Genomic DNA, 19,291 nt, shown 5'->3' on the forward strand with positions numbered 1-19,291 from the left:
TTGGGCTTCGCCCAGGCCGGACGGGGAAAGAAACCGAGGCCCTTCCCGTGGTCGCTGCCGCTTGGCGGAACGCAAGAACCCCCCGCCCTTCGGGCGTGCGCCTTCGGCGCGATGGGCGGCCAGTGCGAAGGACGGAGCTACTCCGCCGCGAGTTCCTTCACGATCGGCGTGAGGTCCGAAGCGATAACCCCCACCAAGAACACCGCCGCCACCCGATGCTGCTTGTCCAACACAAACGTGGACGGCACCGCATTGGGCGGCAACCCCTTGAACACCAGGATCGACCGCCCCGACTCGTCGTAGATCGACGGATACGTCAACCCCCGATTGGCCAGGAAGTCCCGAGGCCCCTCGGTAGAACTCTCCTTCACCGCCACGCCGAGCACCTGCACCGCGTCCGCGCCCAGCTCGTCCTGGACCTTCTGCAACTCGGGGGCCTCGGTCCGGCACGGCGGGCACCACGAACCCCAGATGTTGACCACCACGACCTTGCCCGCGTAGTCGTCCAGGTTCACGGTCTTCGCGTTGTCGCGCACGTCCGGGCCGGTCAGGCCGCGCACGACCTTGCGCTCGTCCGCGTCGTAGCGGATGCGGACCTGGCCGGCCGGGGCGACCAACTGGAAGTCCGAGCCGGCGACCACCGCGTCGTCCCCGGTGGAGCAACCCGCCAGGGCCGGCACGCCGACCAGAACACCGACCAACGCGAGCACAAACCGCCTCATGCCCCGGTCACCCTCGGGTTGGTCGCGCCCACGGGCTCGGTGTAGACGACCCTCACCAGTTCCTCGCCCTCGAACACGAGGCTGGTCAGGGACGCCAGCGAGCACTCTCGCCGCCGGGGGTCGTGCCACATGCGCTTGCCCTCCAGGAACCTACGCAGGGTCCAGATCGGCAGTTGGTGCGACACGCACACCGCCTCGTGGCCCTCCGCCGCCAACCGCGCCCGCTGGACGGCGCCCAACATCCGGTGGGCGATCTCCAGGTACGGCTCGCCCCACGACGGCCGGAACGGGTTCACCAGCTTCGGCCAGTGCTTGGGCGACCGCAGAGCACCGTCCCCCACCGCCACCTTCAAGCCCTCGAACTGGTTGTCCGCCTCGATCAGCCGGTCGTCCGTCGCCAGCTCCAGCCGGTGGGAGTCGGCGATCGGTGCGGCGGTCTGCTGTGCACGGTCCAAAGGGGACGCCACGACGTGCGCGATGTCGTGGTCCCTCAGGTGCTCTGCGACGGTCAGGGCCTGCTTCTGGCCTCTTTCCGACAGCTTGAACCCGGGCAGGCGGCCGTAGAGGATGCCGGTCGGGTTGTGGACCTCGCCGTGTCGCAGCATGTGGACGACGGTGCGGCTCACTTCTGCACCTCGGTGGCAGCGGCGGCGGCGCGGGCGGCGTGGGGTAGGGCGTCCGCGATCACCGCGAAGTCCTCCTCGGTCATGGCGGCGTTGACGAACCACGCCTCGAAGGCGCTGGGCGGCGCGTACACGCCGCGCTCCAGCAGGGCGTGGAAGAACGGGGGGAAGCGCCAGGTCTGCGCGGCCTGGGCGCCGGCGTAGTCGGTGACCTCGTCCTCGGTGAAGAACACGCTCACCAGGTTCCCCGCGAACTGGACGCGGTGCGGCACGCCGGCCTCGGTCAGCGCCGCCGTGAACAGGGCGCCCAGGCGGGTCGCGTTGGCGTCGAGCTTCAGGTAGACCTCGTCGGTCGCGGCGCGCAGGGTGGCGAGGCCGGCCGCCACCGCCACGGGGTTACCGGACAGGGTCCCGGCCTGGTACACCGGACCGCTGGGCGCGAGCCGGGACATGATCTCCGAGCGCCCGCCGAACGCCGCCGCGGGCAGGCCGCCGGACATGACCTTGCCGAACGTGTAGAGGTCGCCGGGCACGTTCTCCAGCCCGAACCAGCCCGAGCGGGACACCCGGAACCCGGTCATCACCTCGTCCATCACCAGCAGCGCCCCGTGCTCGTGGCACAGCTCGCGCAGCTCAGCGTTGTGCTTGGGCGCGACCGCGCCCATGTTGCCCGCCGCCGCCTCGGTGATCACGCAGGCGATCTCGTCCGGGTTCTCCTCGAACGCCTTCCGCACGGCCTTGACGTCGTTGTACGGCAGGACGATCGTGTCGGCGGCCTGCGCGCCGGTCACGCCCGGCGAGGTCGGCAGGCCCAGCGTGGCGACTCCGGACCCGGCTTGGGCGAGCAGCGCGTCCACGTGCCCGTGGTAGCAGCCGGCGAACTTGATCACCTTGCGCCGCCCGGTGAACCCGCGGGCCAGGCGGATGGCGCTCATGGTGGCCTCGGTGCCGGAGTTGACCAGCCGCACCTGGTTGACCGGTCCGACCCGGTCGATGATCTCCTCGGCGAGCTCGATCTCGCCCTCGGTCGGCGTGCCGAACGACAGGCCGTGCACGGCCGCGGCGCGCACGGCCTCCACCACCGACGGGTGGGCGTGGCCGAGGATCATGGGCCCCCACGAGGACACCAGGTCGACGTACCGGTTGCCGTCGGCGTCCCACAGATGGGGTCCCTCGCCGCGCACCATGAACCGGGGCGTGCCGCCCACCGAGTGGAAGGCCCGGACCGGCGAGTTGACGCCACCGGGGATAACCGCCGCCGCGCGCTCGAACAGCGCCTGGGATCGCGTCGAAGTCACGCCCCCCAGTCTCACACGTCCGGCGGATCGGCCTGCTTCCGACCACGGGCACGGACCGCGAGCACCACCTGGCGGGCCGCGTCGAGCAGCAGCACACCACCCAGTGTGGCCAGGCCGATCGCCGCGCCGATCCAGTTGCCGAGGTACCGCGTGGACTCCAGCGGGGCGCGGTCGGCGGCCGGGTAGCTGTAGCGCAGGACACCCCGGTGCCAGCACCACACGACCGCGAACGCCAGCGCCACCACCGCCACCACCTCGACCGCGGCGACGATCGCGCGCTTCGGCTGGTGCAGCCCGGGAACAGTCGTCACGGTGTGCAAGCCTCTCATGTCCGGTGCGTCAGCAGGCGGTGGACGGCCTCGCGCAGCGCGTCGGGGTCCCGCGCCCACCCGGTGACCACGGCTCCGTCGGCGAGCCGGATCGGCACTTCACTGGTCCCGCGCGGCACGGTCCACCCGCCACCCAGCACTTTCGCACCGGCGCGCGGTTCGACGCCCTCGACCTCGGCGATGTCCCGCGTGGGCAGCTCCTCCTGGCCCAGGCGCAGCGACACCGGGGTGAGCCGCACCCCGTAGACGCGCCGCCGCCCGGCCACCCACAGGGCGGCGCAGCAGGTCAGCACGAACCCGACGACCGCCCACAGCGCGATCCACACGCCGCCGGTGACCGCCTCCACGACCACGCCGACCAGCACGAACACCGGTCCCCACAGCAGGGGCCACCAGGACGCGCCGGGCTCGGCGTACAGGACGGGCTGTTCCACTAGCCGAGGTTCCCCGCGAAGAAGTGCCGGGTGCCCGGCAGGAAGCTCACCACCGCGGCCACGACCGGCAGCACCAGCCTGGCCACGATGACCACCCACGACAGCGGCTCGTCCAGCTCGTCCCGGGCCGCGACCAGGGCCGCCGCGAGCGCCAGCACGCCGATCACCATCGAGCCGCCGCACAGCGCGATCCGGGCGAAGTAGCTGCCGCCGTAGAACGCCACGGCGCCCCACAGCCCGCCGACGAACAGGCACAGGGACACGAACATCGACATGATCGGCCCGAAGCCCTCGAAGCTGCCTTCCTCGACGCCGACCCGGACCACGGTGCCCACCGGCCACGCCATCGCGGCCACCAGCCACAGCACGAACCCGACGAGGACCACCGGGGGCCGCACGACACCGGTCGTCCGCTGGTCGACGCCGCGCATGGCGGGGAACCCGTGCTGGACCTGCCCGGCCTGCGGGTACTGCTGGTAGGGGTGCTGCTGCGGGTCCTGGGGCGGCCCGTACGGCGGCTGGGTCATCGGGCGCTCACCGCTCTCACGTACGCGTTGGCCGGCGGGACGAACATGGCCACTATGCCCAGGAAGACGGCGGCGAGGAACAGCAGCGCCCAGACCGTGCCCGCCACCCAGTTCACGTACGGCACCGCGCCGCCCGCGAACACCGCCAGCATGATCAGCCCGAACACCGCAGCGAGCGCCCCGAGCACCGCCAGCACCACCCGCGGCCAGTTCCGCCCGCCGCGCAGCTTGATCGCCGCGACGACGTACGGGACGGCCAGGACGGCGAAGATCACCGCGAAGATCATCGGGGTGATCTGGGCGACGATCTCGGCCTCGGCGCGGGTCATCGGCTCCAGCTCGGTCTGCGACTCCTCGTACAGCTCGGCCGCGTGCACGTCCGGGTCCAGGAAGAACAGGGCGGGCAGCACGAGCACCACCAGCACGGTCGCCGCGAGCCAGCTCCACGACGACACCAGCAGCGCCATCGGCCGCTGGAACAGTTTGACGTGCACGTCCGCCGCCGCCGACACGTACGGGTACCCCACCGGCACCGCGTACGGGTTGGGTGCCGAGGTCGGCGTCGCGTACGGATTGGACGTCTCGTACGCGTTGGGCGCCGCATAAGGGCTGGACGCGTACGGGCTGGAGGCCGCGTACGGGTCGACCGGGTGCTCGGGCGCGCCGGGCATCGGCCCCAGGTAGCCGTACCCGGTGGTCGGCTCGGGCTCGCCGGGCAACCGGACGTGGTGGAACGGCGACGCGAACGGGTCTGGCTCGGGCATGGTCGACTCCGGGAGCTAGTGCTGCTTCACCCACTCTGCCGTACCGCGCAGCCAGGTGAGCACACATCCGGCGACGATGAGCAGCACCACCACCACGTTCGCCGACGCCGACCGGGACAGCAGCAGCCACACCACGTGCAGCAGCGCCACGGCGGTGACCGCGCGCCGCGCCCACGGCTTGCCCAGCCGCAGCATCCGCCCGAAGACCGCGTACCCGGCCCCGAACACCACCGCGACCGCGGTGAGCTGGAGCAACAACGCCGTCACCGCGCCGTCGTCGAAGCCCTCGCGGGCGGCGACCTCCTCCAGCGCGTCGCGGCGCACCCACAGGTAGGCGACGTTGACCACGCCGAACGCGGCGAGCGCGTACCACAGCGCCACCGCCGCCCGAGCGGTCGCCGGCGGCTGGTCGGTCACCGCGCCCGCTTCACCGCGTCGAAGTAGGCCTTCGAGTTGGGCAGGTACAGCAGGACCACGCCCACGATGCTGAGCAGGGCGGTGAGCAGGCCGAGCGGCGACGGGCCGAACAGCACGATCAGCAGGACCAGCGCGGTCAGCACGGCGAGCACGACCCGGGCCCAGCTCTTGCCCGCCCGCACCTGGAACGCGAAGAGCACCAGCAGACCGGCCAGCACCACGTTCAGCAGCACGGCGAACAGCCAGCTCGCGGTCGCGGCGGCCTCGATGGCGTCCGGCGCGAGGTCCTTGGCCTGCGGCGTCGCCCGGACCGCCTCGGTGAACTGGTCGCGCTGGGTGAGCGCGTAGATCGCGCCGAGCCCGAACAGGACCGCACCGGCGACCCAGATCCAGAACGACACCCGCACCTCGGTGGGCGCCGCGGGCCGGTCGACCGCCTGCGCACCGGACAGCTCGGATTCGCTCAACGGCGGTGGCGGGGGTATCGCGGGCTGCTGCCGACCCTCGTCGGGGTCCTGAGGCATGGTCACGATCGAAACGCTAGAACCAGACAAGGTCGCTGTCCACCGCGACAGGCGGTGTGCAGCGACCTCGTGACCGGGCGGCTGGGATCAGCTCGCCTTGAAGTAGTGGTTGGCGTCCGGCCGGAACATCATCACCAGCGCACCGATGGTCAGCGCGATGTTCACGATGATCAACACACCCTGGATGATGCCGAAGATGCCGAAGCTGAACAGCACTCCGATGCCGATGGCGAGGATCAGAGCCAGGATGAGGTAGAGGCCGCTCAGGACGGCCAGCACGATGCGCGCCCAGTTCTGGCCGTTGCGCATCAGCATGACCAGGGCGATCATCACCGCGAACAGGATCAGGTTGACGATCGCGCTGCCGTAGGACGGCTCCGGCACCGGGATGTTCGAGGTGTCGAGACCGGCGTCGCGGAGGTCCTTGAGCGCCTGCTCCGCGGCCTGCTTGGCGGTGAAGAAGCTGAAGACCGTGGCCAGGATGCCCAGACCCGCGAGGACCATGTACAGCAGGAAGGCCGTGTCGACGGACTTCGGGCGCTGGGGTCGGTGCAGCTCGTGGTGCCCGAGTGGCGGGGCGGCCGGCGGGTAGCCGGGCTGCTGCGGGTAGCCGCCGGGCTGCTGGTACCCGCCCTGCTGGGGGTAGCCGCCCTGGGGTCCGCCCGGCTGGGGGTACCCGCCCTGCTGCGGGTAGCCACCCTGTTGCGGGTAACCGCCCTGCTGGGGGTAGCCACCCTGCTGCGGGTGGCCGCCCTGCTGGGGGTACCCGCCCGGCTGCTGCGGGCCGCCCGGCCCACCCTGGCCGTACGGGTTTTGAGGAGTGGTCATGCGCGGACCGTAGAAGCCCGTGCGCTCCGCGTCGACCGGAAACCACAATCCGTTAGCTACCCGTGGTGCACCGGGGCTGACGGACCGCTGTGTCCGTCAGGTCCTTTGAACTGGAGTCCGGGACACCACGAAGTGGGACGACACCGACGGCAGGTACATCAGGACCAGGGCGATGGCGTCCAGGACCATCGTGATCGCCCCGAACACCAGGTCCGCGGTCGGGATGACCAGCTGGAACGCCGCCGCCAGCCCCGAGCCCACGGCGATCAGCCGAACCACGCCCAGGAACACGCCGACCGCGCCGAACACGGTCAGCACGATCCGCGCCCAGTTGCGGCCCTGCGCCATGCGGTTGGCCAGCAGCGCGTACACCAGCACCAGCAGACCGCCCAGGAGCAGGCCGAACACCACGCCACCGGTCGCCGCGGCGTCCAGCTCGTCCTGGGACAGGGTGGGCTGCTCCTGGCGCAGCCTGCCGATCAGCATCTCCCGGTCGGCCAGCTGCACCAGGAACCGGCCGAGGCCGACGACGGCGCTGCCGATCCACAGCCAGCGCGAGATCTCGATCCAGCGCGGGGGCGGGGTCACTCCCGGTCGAGCCACCGTGCCGCCTCCACCGCCCAGTAGGTGAGCACGATGTCCGCGCCCGCGCGGCGGATCGACGTCAGGGTCTCCAGCACGGTCCGCTCGCGGTCGATCCACCCGTTGCGGGCGGCGGCCTCGACCATCGCGTACTCGCCGGAGATCTGGTACGCCGCGACCGGCACGGTCGAGACCTGCGCGACGGACGCCAGCACGTCCAGGTAGGGCAGGGCCGGCTTGACCATGACCATGTCCGCGCCCTCGGCCAGGTCCAGCTCGACCTCGCGCAGCGCCTCGCGGGCGTTGGCCGGGTCCTGCTGGTAGGTCTTGCGGTCGCCCTTGAGCTGCGACTCCACCGCGTCCCGGAACGGCCCGTAGAGCGCGGAGGCGTACTTGACCGCGTAGGCGAGGATGCCGGTGTCGGTGTACCCGGCCTCGTCCAAGGCGGCGCGGATGAACCCGATCTGGCCGTCCATCATGCCGCTGGGGCCGACGACGTGGGCGCCGGCGCGGGCCTGGGCGACGGCCATCTCGCCGTAGACCTCCAGCGTGGCGTCGTTGTCGACCTCGCCGGTGGGGGTGAGGACGCCGCAGTGGCCGTGGTCGGTGAACTCGTCCAGGCAGCAGTCCGACATCAGCACGGTGCTGTCGCCCAGCTCCGAGCGCAGGTCGCGCAGGGCGGCGTTGAGGATGCCGTCGGGGTCGGTCGCGCCGGAGCCGACGGCGTCGCGGGTGCTCGGGACGCCGAACAGCATGATGCCGCCGACCCCCGCCTGGACGGCCTCGACGGCGGCCTTGCGCAGCGACTCGCGGGTGTGCTGGAGCACGCCCGGCATGGACGCGATCTCGCTCGGCGCGTCGGCGCCTTCCTTGACGAACATGGGCAGCACCAGCTGGCGCGGGCGCACGGTGGTCTCGGAGACCAGGCGGCGCATGGCGGGCGTGGTGCGCAGGCGGCGGGGGCGGTGGGCGGGGAACACGGCGGCACTCCCTACGAAACGCGGTCGGGGCCACCGTGAAGTGGCCCCGACCGATTGCTGTTTACGAGCGGCGCAAACGCTTGGTCTTGCGAGGCGGGGGCAGTGCGCCCTCCGCCCGGAGCCGGGCCGCGTGCTGGGCCAGCGCGTCGACCAGGGCCGGCACGTTGGCGTCCTCCGGCTGCACGTCGACCCGCAGGCCGAACTCGCGCGCGGTCTCCGCCGTCTGCGGGCCGATGCACGCCACGAGGGTCCGGGCGTGCGGCTTGCCCGCGATGCCGACCAGGTTCCGCACGGTGGACGACGAGGTGAAGCACACCGCGTCGAACCCGCCGGACTTGATCATCTCGCGGGTGTCGGCGGGCGGCGGGGCGGCCCGGACGGTCCGGTAGGCCGTCACGTCGTCGATCTCCCAGCCGCGCTCGCGCAGGCCCGCCGCGAGGGTCTCGGTGGCGATGTCCGCCCGCGGCAGCAGCACGCGGTCCACCGGGTCGAGGATGTCGTCGTAGGGCGGGAAGTCGGCCAGCAGGCCCTCGGAGGACTGCTCGCCGGAGGGCACCAGCTCGGGGATGATCCCGAACGAGCGCACCTTCGCCGCCGTGGACTCGCCCACGCACGCGATCTTCACGCCGGAGAACGCCCGCGCGTCCAGGCCGAACTCGCGGAACTTCTCCCACACCGCGCGCACGGCGTTGGTCGAGGTGAACACCACCCACTGGTAGCGGCCGTCGACCAGGCCCTTGACCGAGCGCTCCATCTGCGCGGGCGAGCGGGGCGGCTCGACCGAGATGGTCGGCACCTCCACCGGGATCGCGCCGTGCGAGTGCAGCCGGTCGCTCATCGCGCCCGCCTGCTCCTTGGTGCGCGGCACCAGCACCCGCCAGCCGTACAGGGCGCGGGACTCCCACCAGGACAGCTTCGCGCGGTTCGCGACGGCCGCGCCGACGGTCACCACCAGCGGTCCGCCCAGGTCACCGGCGTCGGCGGCCAGCGAGGCCAGGGTGGTGTCCACGGTGCGCTGGCCGAAGCCGGTGCCGTCCGCGGTCACCGCGACCGGGGTCTGCGGGGCCAGGCCGTGCTCGACCAGCGAGGACGCGGCCTCGGCCAGGTGGCTGCCGGTCGCGTGCAGGACGAGCGTGCCGGGCGCGGAAGCCAGGCTCGCCCAGTCGGTCACGCCCCGGACGTCGGCCTCGGTGTGCACGGCGCCCAGCGCCACGCCCGCGTACGCGGGCACCGCCGTGCCCGCCGGGACGCCCGGCACCACGTCGAAGGCGATCGTGGTCTTCGAGACGGCGTGCGCCTCCTTCACCACGGAGTCCAGGGTCAGCGGGTCGCCCGCCACCAGCCGGACCACGGTGTGGCCGTTCTTCGCCTCGGCGACCAGGTCCTTCGCCACGTCGGCCGGGTCGCCGACCGCCGGGCGGGTCTCGACGCCGTCCGGTACGAGGGCGACCACCTCGGACGGCACGTCCGGGTCCGTCACCACCAGCTCGGCCTTGGCCAGCAGGTCACGGGCACGGACCGTGAGCAGGCCGGTGTCGCCGGGGCCGGAACCCACGAAGGCGACGCGGCCAGGGGTCTTGCGTGCGCGGGTCATCAGGGCACTCCCCATCAACTACGCCCTTCCGACCGCGCAGCGGCGAGGCCGGAAAGGTCGAGCAACTCGGCGGCCAGCGCGCGGCCGAGTTCCTCTGCTGCGGTCAAGTCACCGGTGGCGGACGCACGGAGGAGGTCGCCGTCCTCCGCCGCCATGACCCCGCGCAGGGACAGGCGGTGGACCACCGCTCCCTGGTCGTCGAGGTCTTCCACCACATCGGCCAGTGCGCCGACCGGCGCGCTGCAACCAGCTTCGAGCGCGGCCAGCAGCGCGCGCTCGGCGGCGACAGCGGCCCGACTGGCCGAGTCGTCCAGAGTGGACCGGAGGAGGTGCTCGGTGTCGACGTCGTCGACCCGGCACTCCACCGCGAGGGCGCCCTGGGCGGGCGCGGGGAGCATCTGGATGGGCTCCAGGGTCTCGGTGATCTCCGCGGTCCGGCCCAGTCGCGCGATGCCCGCGCGGGCCAGCACCACGGCGTCCAGCTCGCCGTCGCGCACCTTGCGGATGCGGGTGTCCACGTTGCCGCGCAGGGGCACGACCTCCAGGCCGAGCCCGAGGGCGTCGAGCTGGGCGGCCCGCCGGGGCGAGCCGGTGCCGACGCGCGACCCGGCGGGCAGCTCGCCCAGGGTCAGGCCGTCCCGGGCGACCAGCGCGTCGCGCGGGTCCTCGCGCGGGGGCACCGCGGCCAGCGACAGGCGCGGGTCGGGCGCGGTGGGCAGGTCCTTGTAGGAGTGGACGGCGATGTCGATCTCACCGTTCGCCAGCGCGTCGCGCAGCGCCGAGGTGAACACCCCGATGCCGATCTCGGCGATCGGCGCGGACGACCGGTCGCCGGGGGTCGAGATGGTCACGATCTCCACGTCGGCGCCCGCGGCGCGCAACGCGTCGGCCACGTGACCGGTCTGCGCGAGTGCCAGGGCACTGCCGCGCGTGCCGATCCTCAGGGTGCGGTTCACCGCTTCTCACCTTTGGTCTGCGTCGGGTTCTGCGTCGAGAGGGGGGTGCTGACGGCGGCCGGTTTCTGCGGGTCGAGGCCGAACAGCTCGCGCAGCGCGTCGGCGTAGCCCTCGCCGCCGGGCGCGGCGGCCAGCTCCTTGACCCGCACGGTCGGGGTGTGCAGGAGCTTGTCGACCACGCGGCGCACGGTCTTGGCCAGCTCGTCGCGGACGGTGCCGTCCAGCTGCGGCAGCCGGGAGTCCAGGCGCAGCAGCTCGGCGTCCACGACCTCGGCGGCCCGCTTGCGCAGCGCCGTCACGGTGGGCGTGACCTCGGCCTTGCGCTGGCCCGCCAGGTAGCTGCGGACCTCTTCGGTCACGATCTCGGCGGCACGGCTCGCGCCCAGGCCCGCGGGGGCCTCGGACAGCCGGCGCTGGAGGGTCTCCAGGTCGACCACGCGCACACCGGACAGCAGCGCGGCGGCCGGGTCCACGTCCTTGGGCAGGCCCAGGTCGCACACGACCAGCGGGCGGCCGGGCTCGCGGTCGCCGATCAGCTCCGCGCCCACGACGGTGTCGACCGAGCCGGTGCAGGCGAACAGCACGTCGGCGCGGGCGATCTCGGCGACCAGGTCGGTCAGGCCGGTGGAGCGGGCGGGCACGCCGTCGGCGGTCAGCGACTCGGCCAGGCGGGCGCCGTTGGCGGCGGTCCGGTTGGCGATCACGACCTCGCCGACGCCGGCGCGGCGCAGGTGCGCGGCGGCCAGGCCGCCCATCGAGCCCGCGCCCACGATCAGCGCGCGGCGGCCCGCGAGCCCGCCCAGCGCCTCGGCGGCGTCGGAGAGGGCCTCGGAGACCACGGACGCGCCGGCGTGGTCGATGTCGGTGTCGGAGTGCACGCGCTTGCCGACCCGCAGCGCCTGCTGGACCAGCTCGTGCAGGGTGCGGCCGACCACGCCGGCCTCGTCGGCCCGGTTGTAGGCGGTGCGCAGCTGGCCGAGGATCTGGGCCTCGCCGACGACCATCGAGTCCAGGCCGCCCGCGACGGAGAACAGGTGCTCGACGGCGGCGGCGGAGTAGTGCACGTAGAGGTGCTCGAACAGGTCGGCCGGCTCGGCGGAGGCCTGCCGGGCCAGCACCTCGACGACCTCGTTCATGCCGCCGTGGAAGGTCTCGACGACCGCGTACACCTCGACCCGGTTGCAGGTCGAGAGCAGCACGGCCTCGGAGACGCTGGGCGCCTGGAGCAGCTGGTCGAGGACCTTGCCCAGGTCGGAGTCGGCGACGGCGGCGCGCTCCAGCACAGGAACGGGGGTGGTGCGATGCGAAAGTCCGACGACGAGGACACTCATACCGGGACCCTGCCCGTGGTCGGCTCCGCCGACGTGCCCATGAGCGCCACCTGGCGCACAACCCGCACGATCACGGGCGAATCACCACCCCGTCCACACCGACACCGTTGACGACGTCACCGGCGGCTTCGTCAGCCCGTCGCGCGACGTGGAACGACAGGATCTGCATCTCGACCGCCAGGTCGACCTTCCGCACCTCGACGTAATCCGGCACTTGGAGCACAACGGGTGCGAAGTTCAGGATGCACTGCACTCCGGCGGATACCAAACGGTCGCAGACGGCTTGAGCCGCCTGCGGCGGCGTCGCGATGACGCCGATCGAGACCTCGCGTTCGGCGCACACGGACGTGATGTCGTCGATGTGGTTGACAGGTATGCCACCTACCGGCACACCGGTCAGGTCGGGGTCGATGTCGAACAGCGCGGCGACCGGGAAACCCCGGCTCGGGAACCCGCCGTAGTTGGCCAGCGCGTGACCAAGATTACCGATCCCGACGACCGCGACGGAGTGCTTCCGGGTCAGTCCGAGGATGCGCTCGATGTGGCTCACGAGGACCTCGACGTCGTAGCCGACGCCCCTCGTGCCGTACGACCCGACGTAGGACAGGTCCTTGCGCAGCTTCGCCGAGTTGACCCCGGCGGCGCCCGCCAGCTCCTCGCTGGAGATGGTGGTCACGCCCTGCTCGGCCAGGCCGGAGAGCACCCTCAGGTACACGGCGAGGCGGGCGACGGCGGCCTCCGGGATGGCGCGGGCGCGCTCGCGGACGTCAGAGGCGGACTCGGCCTGAGTGGACTCGGCGGAGGCGTCGGCGGCTCTCTTGGCGGCGGTGGTCACAACCTCGTCACCCGCGCCCCGCCGATCCACCACGCTGGCTCTCCTCGACATCCGACCGATTGACCCGCCGGGCACCGTCACCAGCGGGGTGATGGCCCCACCGTACCGCTTGTGAACGTATGCACAAAGTTGATGGACACCGCTCGGCGGTACTTCTTGATGTTGCTCCACACCCCACGGAACATCCCCCCGCAACGAAAGGGGGCCGAGGGCGGGCGTGGATACGCGCCGCACTCGGCCCCGGGCGGTGGACCGCCGGTTTTCCAGCGTGGTTCCACCATCGAGTGAACCTGCTGCGAGGTCCGCTCGAGGTCACGCCGCGGGAGGCGTGAGCACCTTGCCGATCACGAAGACGGTGGCGTTCTTGGTCGGGATGTTGCCGCACAGGACCGGCGCGCCGTTGACCGTCATGGTCGCGCCGGAGCCCTCGACCTTCAGGTCCTGCCCGGTGAGCGCCTTGACCGTGCCCGCCGCGCGCAGGCCCTCGGCGTCGTAGCGCTTGCCGACCACATGGAACTGGAGGATCTTGCCCAGCGTGTCGGGCTGACCGGCCAGTTCCGCGAACTTGGCGTCACCGAGCTCGGCGAACGCCGGGTCGGCGGGCGCGAACACGGTGATCGCGGACTGCGAGTTCAGCGTGTCCACCAGGTTGGCCGCCTTGACCGCCGCGACCAGCTTGGTGAGCAGCGGGTTGTTGCTCGCGGCGGTGGCCACCGGGTCGTCCACCATGCCCTGGAGGGAGCCCTCGTTCTGCGTGTCCTGGGGGACGCCGGCGCAGCCGGAGCCGAAGACGTCCGTGGTCTTGGTGACGCCGTCGGCCACCGCCTGGGTGGTCGTGGTGGTGGTCGTGGTGGCGGTGGAGGCGTTGTCGTTCGCGCTGCACGCGGTGAGCGCGAGGGCGGCGACGGCGGCTCCGACCAGGGCGAGCTTGCTGTTCCGCACGGCGGATCACTCCTCAGTTTTACCGGGTTCGGTATTCACTGAGACGTTCGATGCTCGGTTCGCTCCGGTTCGGGTGAATTTCGGCGATCACTCGACCGTGAAGAAGAGGGAGTGCCAGCCGGTCGCGCCGTCCGGCACCGGGGCCACCCGCTCCTGGGGCTGGGTGAACCCGGACTTGTCGGTGGCGCGGCTCTCGACCGTGTGGCTCCCGGGCCGCAGGTCCAGCGGCAGCCGCCACATGCGCCACGCCGAGTCGTTCACGTCGGCGGACAGCTCGGCGACCTGCCACGGTCCGCCGTCCACCCGCACCTCGACCTTCGCGACACCGGTCGGCTGCGCCCACGCGACACCCGCCACGGTGACCTTGCCGCCGGTCTTGGACAGGCCCTTCGGGCTGTCGATGCGGGACATGGTCTTGATCGGGGCGCGCTGCGCCCAGCCGCGGTCCAGCCAGTACCCGCGCTTGGCGGCGAAGGTGGTGAGTTCGAGTTCCACGACCCACTTGGTGGCGCTCACGTAGCCGTAGAGGCCCGGGACGACCAGGCGGGCCGGGAAGCCGTGCTCGATCGGCAGGGGCTCGCCGTTCATGCCCAGGGCAATCAGCGCGCCCCGGTCGGGGTCGAGGACGACGTCCACGGGCGAGCCGGCCGTCCAGCCGTCCGCGCTGGTGGAGAACAGCTGGTCGGCCTCGGGCTTGACCCCGGCCTCCTCCAGGACCTGGTGGAGGGGGACGCCGACGAAGTTGGCCGTGGACACGTACGGCCCGCCGACCTCGTTGGACACGCACGTCATGGTGATCGTGCGCTCGACCAGGTCACGTCGGCGCAGGTCGGCGTAGTCGAGGGTCAGTTCGCGCTCGACCAGGCCGTGGACGCGCAGGATCCAGTCCTCGGCGCGCAGGCGCGGGACGCTCAGCGCGGTGTCGATGCGGTAGAAGTCGCGGTTGGGCGTGATGAACGAGGGCGTGCCCTGCCCGGCGAAGTCCGCGCCGTCCGGGATCGCCGGCGCTTTCACGGTCGGTTTGAGCTCGCCGACAGCCGCGCGCGACCCCTCGACGTCCGTGCGCTGACCGAGGAGCTGCCCACCGAGCCCGGCGATGACGCTGCCCCCGGCGACGATCAGAAAACTGCGCCGCCCCTCGACCTGCCGCTCGCGCTGCGCTTCGGCGTGCAACCACCGGAACACCCCGATCCCGACCGCCCCGGCCGCCAGGGGTGCGAGGAGACCGAGTTGGCCCAGGTCGGGCCGGTAGAGCACGGCGGCGACCCCCACCACGCCGAGAGCGGCGGCCAACACCGTGCCCGGCGTGGGACTCCGACGCGACAGGAGCCCGGCGGCGATCGCGAGCGCCGCGATGACCACCGCCATGCCGATCAGCAGGACGAGCTTGTCGTAGGTGCCGAAGGTCCGGACGGCGAAGTCCTTGAGCGGCGACGGGGTGAGGTCGATGAACGTGTTCCCGACCGCGAGGAAAGGCGAGGCGGACGGCCCGACGAGCGCGGCGACGAGGTGCCCGGCGGCCAGTGCGGCGACCACGCTCACGATCCCGACCAGGGCGGCGGTCCAACGGTTCATAAGGGGAATTCGACACCCGCCGCCGTCCGGTTCGCCGATTCCGTAAGCGGGCGGTAATCCGGGGGTGCTCTCAAGCGAGGGCGGCGCGGAGGCGGGGTTCCTCGACCGACCAGTAGCCGTGTTCCTCGCCGTCGACCAGGATCACCGGCACGCGGTCGCCGTACTCGGCGCGCAGTTCGCGGTCGCTGTCGACGTCCTGCACGTCCCAGGGCACGCCGAGTTCGCCGCAGATCCGCTCCAGGTCCGCCTTGGCCTGCTCGCACGCGTGGCAGTCGACCCGGCTCATCAGCGTCACGTGGTGGCTCACGGAGCCGATTGTGCCGCTCACGCCAGTGGCATCCGCAGGCGGGCGCGGGCGAGCTTGCCGGTGGGCGAGTGCGGCAGGGTCTGGGCGAACTCCACCACCGTCGGCACCTTGAACTTCGCCAGCCGCGCGGCGCAGTGCTCCTTGACGGCGTCCTCGGTCAGGTCCGCGCCGGCCGCCGGCACCACCACGACCTTCACCGACTCCCCGGTCCGCTCGTCCGGCACCCCGACCGCCGCCGACTCCGCGACCCCCGCCAGCTCGGCCACCACCTGCTCGACCTCGTGCGGGTACACGTTGAAGCCGTTCACGATGATCAGGTCGCCCGCCCGGTCCACCAGGTGCAGGTCGCCGTCCTCGTCGAAGAAGCCCACGTCACCGGTCCGGAACCAGCCCGACCCGTCCGGGCCGTGCGCCCCGTCCGGCCAGTAGCCGCTGAACAGGTTGTCGCCGCGGGCCGCGACCAGGCCCGTGCCCGGCTCGTCCTCCTCCAGGTCCAGCGGCCGGCCGTCGGTGTCGACCAGGCGCACCTCGACGCCCGGCAGCGCCCGGCCCACGGAACCGGCCTTGGGCACCCCGCCGACCAGCGTCGACGTCAGCACCGGGCCGGTCTCGGTCAGCCCGTAGCCCTCGTACACCGGCAGGCCCACGGCCTGGCGCAGGGCCTCCAGCACCCCGGCCGCCAAGGGCGCGGCGCCGGAGGTGAACAGGCGCACGGTCGCCAGGTCCTCGCGCAGCCGCTCGACGGGCTGGTTGAGGATCGCCTGGTACATCGGCGGCACGCCGACCAGCGTGGTCACGCGGTGCTCGCGGATGGCGTCCAGTGCGGCCGAGGCGTCGAACCGCTCCAGCAGCACGGCGGTCGCTCCCGCACCCGCCACCTGCAACAGGCCCGGCCCCAGCCCGTAGACGTGGAACAGCGGCAGCGCCAGCAGCACCCGGTCACCCGCCGTCACGGGCGCGGGCCGCAGGGACGCGCACTGGTCGACGTTGGCCAGCAGCGCCCGGTGCGACAGCATCGCCCCGCGCGGGCTGCCGGAGGTGCCGGACGTGTACCCGAGCACGGCGACGTCCTCGCCCGACCGGATCGCGGTGAACTCCTCGCCGGGCGCCAACTCGGGCTCCGGCAGCGCCTCGACGTCCGTCCCGCCCGCGTCGCCGACCAGCAGGCGCGCGCCGGAGTCGGCCAGCACCCGCTGCAACTCGCGGGCCGGCTGACCCGGTCCGACCGGCACGACGACCGCGCCCGCGCGCAGCGCGCCGAACACGGCGACGCAGAACCCGACACCCGTGGGCAGCCGCACGACGACCCGGTCACCGGGCTCGACACCGGAGTCCACGAGTCGGTGAGCCTCGCGATCCACGAACGAGTCGACTTCGCCCCAGGTGTAACTGTTCGCAGTCGTGACATCCACCAGTGCGACGTGCTTGGGTCCACGGTGCGCGGAGGCGCGAACCAGGTCGGCGACGTTGCGAGCGGAAGCGGTCAAGGTGACCTCCTGGTGAACACTGCGGACCCTCCGCGCAGTCTGTCACGCACGGGCGGCGTCACGCAGTGCCTCCGAACGCGTCGCAGATTCGAGACCGGTTGCCGCTACCTACTACGGAGTAACAACACGTATGCTGCCCGAACGGCGACTCTGTGGAGGTGCCGCGAGCCGATGAGCGCAAGGGCTAGCGACAACACCATCAGGACCAACCGGACGCTCCGCTCGATGTGGAGCAGTGGAGGGCAGTCCAGCACGATCGAGAGCGTGGAGACGGACCCGGCCGGAGAGCCGTGGGAGCTGGTGCGTGCCGCCCAGGCGGGTGACACGGACGCGTTCGGGCTGCTCTACGACCGGTACGTGGACGTGGTCTACCGGTACGTGCTGTTCCGGGTCGGCGACCGGACGCTGGCCGAGGACGTGACCAGCGAGACGTTCCTGCGCGCGCTGCGCAGCATCGGGTCCATCAGCTACCAGGGCCGGGACGTGGGTGCGTGGTTCGTCACCATCGCCCGCAACATCGTCTTCGACCACGTGAAGTCCAGCCGCTACCGGCTGGAGGTCACGACGGCCGATCCGGACGACAACCGCGAGGTCGCGAGCGGTCCGGAGCAGGAGGTGCTGACCGACGCGGCCAACGCCGAGCTCCTCCGGTGTGTGGCCCAACTGGGTGACGACCAGCGGGAATGCATCACTCTCCGTTTCATCCAGGGCTTGTCCGTGGCGGAAACCGCGGCGAAGATGGGCCGCAACGAAGGCGCGATCAAGGCCCTCCAGCACCGCGCGGTGCGCCGTCTGGCACAACTGCTGCCGAACTGGCTGCGCTGACGCGCCGCCGGGGTTCCCCCGATCGCGCCAGTCGTGTCCGCGTAACCCCGGAACCTCCGGCTTCGTTACTCGGGCAGGTACTCCTCCACGAGTCGGTGCGGGATGGTGGGCAGAAGGATCACGCCGATGGGGCGTCGCAGGCAGCACGAGCAGTTCGCTCGTGCGGTCGACGCACAGCCCGATGAGGCCGCCGGACCCGTGAGCGCCGAGCTCGCCGACGACCTGGCCGTCGTCGCGCTGCTGCGGAAGGCGGCGGCGACCAGCGGTCCGGACGAGGCGACCAGGGCCCGGATGCGGGAACGGGTGCTCGGCGCGAGCCCGTCCGCGGCCGGCACCAACCCGGCAGGCACCAACCCGGCAGGCACCGGCGCGAGTGGCACCAGCCCGGCCGCGGCAGGCACCAGCCCGGCAGGCACCAGCCCGGCAGGCACCAGCCCCGCCGACGCGAGCCCGTCCCAGGCGGGCACCGGCGCGGGCGGCACCGGCCCGTCCCGGCCCACCCCCGTCGGCACGCGTCCCGCCCGGTCCGGCACCGGGTCCGGCCCGTCCCAGCCCACCGCGGTCGGCACCCGCCGACCCCGGGGTGGAGCGCGTGGGCGATTAGCGATAGCCCTCGCCGCCGCGTTGTGCCTGGTGTTCTCGCTGGCCGGGATGAGCCTCCTGCTGTCCCGCGACGCGCTGCCCGGCGACGCGCTGTACGGCGTCAAGCGCACCGCCGAGACGGCCTCGCTGGGCCTGACCTTCGGCGAGGAGTCCAAGGGGTACAAGCGGCTGGAGTTCGCGGCGGCCCGCGTCTCGGAGATGGAGACGCTGACCGACCGCTACCGCGACTCCGGCGGCGGCCCGCTGGGCGGGTACCTGACGGCGCTGACCGACTTCGACGCCGACGCCGCGGCCGGTTCCCGCGTGCTGGCCGCGCACGGCTCGAACTCGGACCAGCGCACCCTGGCCGGGCTGCGCGACTGGGCGCTGGCCCAGACGACCCGGCTGGGCGACCTGCGCGGCCGGCTGCCCGCCGAAGCCACCGCGCGGGCCGGCACGTCCCTGGAGCTGCTCGACCGGATCGGCAAGCGTGCCGCCGACCTCGCCGCGCGCACCAGCTGCGCCACCGTCACCACCGGCCAGGTCGACGACGTCGGCCCCGTGCCCGCGACCGGCGAGTGCACGCCCCCGTCCACCGCGCCCAGCCCGTCGTCCACCGACCAGCCGGCGATCCCGCTGTCGACCCCCGGCGGCGCGACCACCCCGGGCGGCGGCGAGTCCACCGCGCCGCCCGCGGCCACCCCCGGCACACCTGGCACCGGCAACCCGCCCCTGCCGCTGCCGTCCGTGACGGCCACCGTCACGCCACCCGTCCAGCTGCCGACGCTGTCCCTCCCGCAGCTGCCGCTGCCCGGTCTCACCGGCTGAT

At 72.5% G+C, this 19,291-nt stretch carries 22 protein-coding genes; 2 read left to right on the top strand and 20 right to left on the bottom strand.

Translation table 11 applies throughout. From position 1 onward, the window contains the following. Positions 1 to 137: 137 nt before the first annotated feature. From WBN91_RS22200 to WBN91_RS22295, 20 genes are all read right to left on the bottom strand, one after another. Positions 138 to 722: a TlpA disulfide reductase family protein gene (locus WBN91_RS22200; protein WP_337726466.1), complete on the bottom strand. Its 585-nt coding sequence runs from the start codon at positions 720 to 722 to the stop codon at positions 138 to 140. After that, the gene (locus WBN91_RS22205) at positions 719 to 1,327 is read right to left on the bottom strand and encodes a histidine phosphatase family protein (protein ID WP_337726467.1); all 609 of its coding nucleotides are present in this window, start codon (positions 1,325 to 1,327) and stop codon (positions 719 to 721) included. The genes WBN91_RS22200 and WBN91_RS22205 overlap by 4 nt, the downstream gene beginning before the upstream one ends. A gap of 17 nt (positions 1,328 to 1,344) precedes the next feature. Next, entirely contained in the window at positions 1,345 to 2,643 is a 1,299-nt protein-coding gene (hemL, locus tag WBN91_RS22210) for a glutamate-1-semialdehyde 2,1-aminomutase (RefSeq protein WP_337726465.1), read from the bottom strand. 11 nt (positions 2,644 to 2,654) lie between these two features. Further along, positions 2,655 to 2,954, bottom strand: coding sequence for a hypothetical protein (locus WBN91_RS22215; protein WP_337726464.1), 300 nt, complete (start codon positions 2,952 to 2,954; stop codon positions 2,655 to 2,657). Positions 2,955 to 2,968: 14 nt separating this feature from the next. Then, positions 2,969 to 3,406 (bottom strand): DUF3093 family protein, encoded by a 438-nt coding sequence (locus tag WBN91_RS22220; protein ID WP_337726463.1) that lies wholly within the window; start codon positions 3,404 to 3,406, stop codon positions 2,969 to 2,971. Beyond that, on the bottom strand, positions 3,406 to 3,933 hold the full coding sequence (locus tag WBN91_RS22225; RefSeq protein ID WP_337726462.1) for a hypothetical protein: 528 nt from the start codon (positions 3,931 to 3,933) through the stop codon (positions 3,406 to 3,408). The genes WBN91_RS22220 and WBN91_RS22225 overlap by 1 nt, the downstream gene beginning before the upstream one ends. Next, positions 3,930 to 4,697 (bottom strand): DUF308 domain-containing protein, encoded by a 768-nt coding sequence (locus tag WBN91_RS22230; protein ID WP_337726461.1) that lies wholly within the window; start codon positions 4,695 to 4,697, stop codon positions 3,930 to 3,932. Before WBN91_RS22230 ends, WBN91_RS22225 begins: the two co-directional genes overlap by 4 nt. A gap of 15 nt (positions 4,698 to 4,712) precedes the next feature. After that, positions 4,713 to 5,114 (bottom strand): hypothetical protein, encoded by a 402-nt coding sequence (locus tag WBN91_RS22235; protein WP_337726460.1) that lies wholly within the window; start codon positions 5,112 to 5,114, stop codon positions 4,713 to 4,715. Beyond that, positions 5,111 to 5,644: a hypothetical protein gene (locus tag WBN91_RS22240; RefSeq protein ID WP_337726459.1), complete on the bottom strand. Its 534-nt coding sequence runs from the start codon at positions 5,642 to 5,644 to the stop codon at positions 5,111 to 5,113. The genes WBN91_RS22235 and WBN91_RS22240 overlap by 4 nt, the downstream gene beginning before the upstream one ends. Before the next feature lie 81 nt (positions 5,645 to 5,725). Beyond that, the gene (locus WBN91_RS22245) at positions 5,726 to 6,466 is read right to left on the bottom strand and encodes a hypothetical protein (RefSeq protein ID WP_337726458.1); all 741 of its coding nucleotides are present in this window, start codon (positions 6,464 to 6,466) and stop codon (positions 5,726 to 5,728) included. 96 nt (positions 6,467 to 6,562) lie between these two features. Continuing rightward, positions 6,563 to 7,069: a hypothetical protein gene (locus WBN91_RS22250; RefSeq protein ID WP_337726457.1), complete on the bottom strand. Its 507-nt coding sequence runs from the start codon at positions 7,067 to 7,069 to the stop codon at positions 6,563 to 6,565. Continuing rightward, positions 7,051 to 8,028 carry a porphobilinogen synthase gene (gene hemB / locus WBN91_RS22255; RefSeq protein ID WP_337726456.1) on the bottom strand — a complete coding sequence of 326 codons (978 nt, stop codon included), beginning with the start codon at positions 8,026 to 8,028 and terminating at the stop codon, positions 7,051 to 7,053. Before hemB ends, WBN91_RS22250 begins: the two co-directional genes overlap by 19 nt. 61 nt (positions 8,029 to 8,089) lie before the next feature. After that, complete coding sequence (locus WBN91_RS22260; RefSeq protein WP_337726455.1) at positions 8,090 to 9,622, bottom strand: bifunctional uroporphyrinogen-III C-methyltransferase/uroporphyrinogen-III synthase; 1,533 nt, start codon at positions 9,620 to 9,622, stop codon at positions 8,090 to 8,092. 14 nt (positions 9,623 to 9,636) lie between these two features. After that, the gene (gene hemC, locus WBN91_RS22265) at positions 9,637 to 10,578 is read right to left on the bottom strand and encodes a hydroxymethylbilane synthase (protein ID WP_337726454.1); all 942 of its coding nucleotides are present in this window, start codon (positions 10,576 to 10,578) and stop codon (positions 9,637 to 9,639) included. Next, positions 10,575 to 11,909, bottom strand: a complete 1,335-nt coding sequence (locus WBN91_RS22270; RefSeq protein ID WP_337726453.1) for a glutamyl-tRNA reductase — start codon at positions 11,907 to 11,909, stop codon at positions 10,575 to 10,577. The genes hemC and WBN91_RS22270 overlap by 4 nt, the downstream gene beginning before the upstream one ends. 70 nt (positions 11,910 to 11,979) lie before the next feature. Then, positions 11,980 to 12,795: a redox-sensing transcriptional repressor Rex gene (locus WBN91_RS22275; protein WP_443217769.1), complete on the bottom strand. Its 816-nt coding sequence runs from the start codon at positions 12,793 to 12,795 to the stop codon at positions 11,980 to 11,982. Between the two features lie 261 nt (positions 12,796 to 13,056). Then, the gene (locus WBN91_RS22280; protein ID WP_337726451.1) at positions 13,057 to 13,686 is read right to left on the bottom strand and encodes a fasciclin domain-containing protein; all 630 of its coding nucleotides are present in this window, start codon (positions 13,684 to 13,686) and stop codon (positions 13,057 to 13,059) included. Between the two features lie 87 nt (positions 13,687 to 13,773). Next, entirely contained in the window at positions 13,774 to 15,261 is a 1,488-nt protein-coding gene (locus WBN91_RS22285) for a molybdopterin-dependent oxidoreductase (RefSeq protein ID WP_337726450.1), read from the bottom strand. 70 nt (positions 15,262 to 15,331) lie between these two features. Further along, positions 15,332 to 15,568 (bottom strand): glutaredoxin family protein, encoded by a 237-nt coding sequence (locus WBN91_RS22290; protein WP_337726449.1) that lies wholly within the window; start codon positions 15,566 to 15,568, stop codon positions 15,332 to 15,334. 17 nt (positions 15,569 to 15,585) lie between these two features. Further along, positions 15,586 to 17,055, bottom strand: coding sequence for an AMP-binding protein (locus tag WBN91_RS22295; RefSeq protein WP_337726448.1), 1,470 nt, complete (start codon positions 17,053 to 17,055; stop codon positions 15,586 to 15,588). A 225-nt stretch (positions 17,056 to 17,280) separates the two neighbouring features. On the opposite strand from WBN91_RS22295, the gene WBN91_RS22300 reads away from it, so the two are divergent. Continuing rightward, positions 17,281 to 17,880, top strand: coding sequence for a sigma-70 family RNA polymerase sigma factor (locus tag WBN91_RS22300; protein WP_443217770.1), 600 nt, complete (start codon positions 17,281 to 17,283; stop codon positions 17,878 to 17,880). Between the two features lie 126 nt (positions 17,881 to 18,006). Next, the gene (locus tag WBN91_RS22305) at positions 18,007 to 19,290 is read left to right on the top strand and encodes a DUF5667 domain-containing protein (RefSeq protein ID WP_337726446.1); all 1,284 of its coding nucleotides are present in this window, start codon (positions 18,007 to 18,009) and stop codon (positions 19,288 to 19,290) included. Position 19,291: the final 1 nt, after the last annotated feature.

It is taken from the genome of Saccharothrix sp. CCNWYY140, from assembly GCF_037401995.1.
Lineage (GTDB): Bacteria > Actinomycetota > Actinomycetes > Mycobacteriales > Pseudonocardiaceae > Actinosynnema.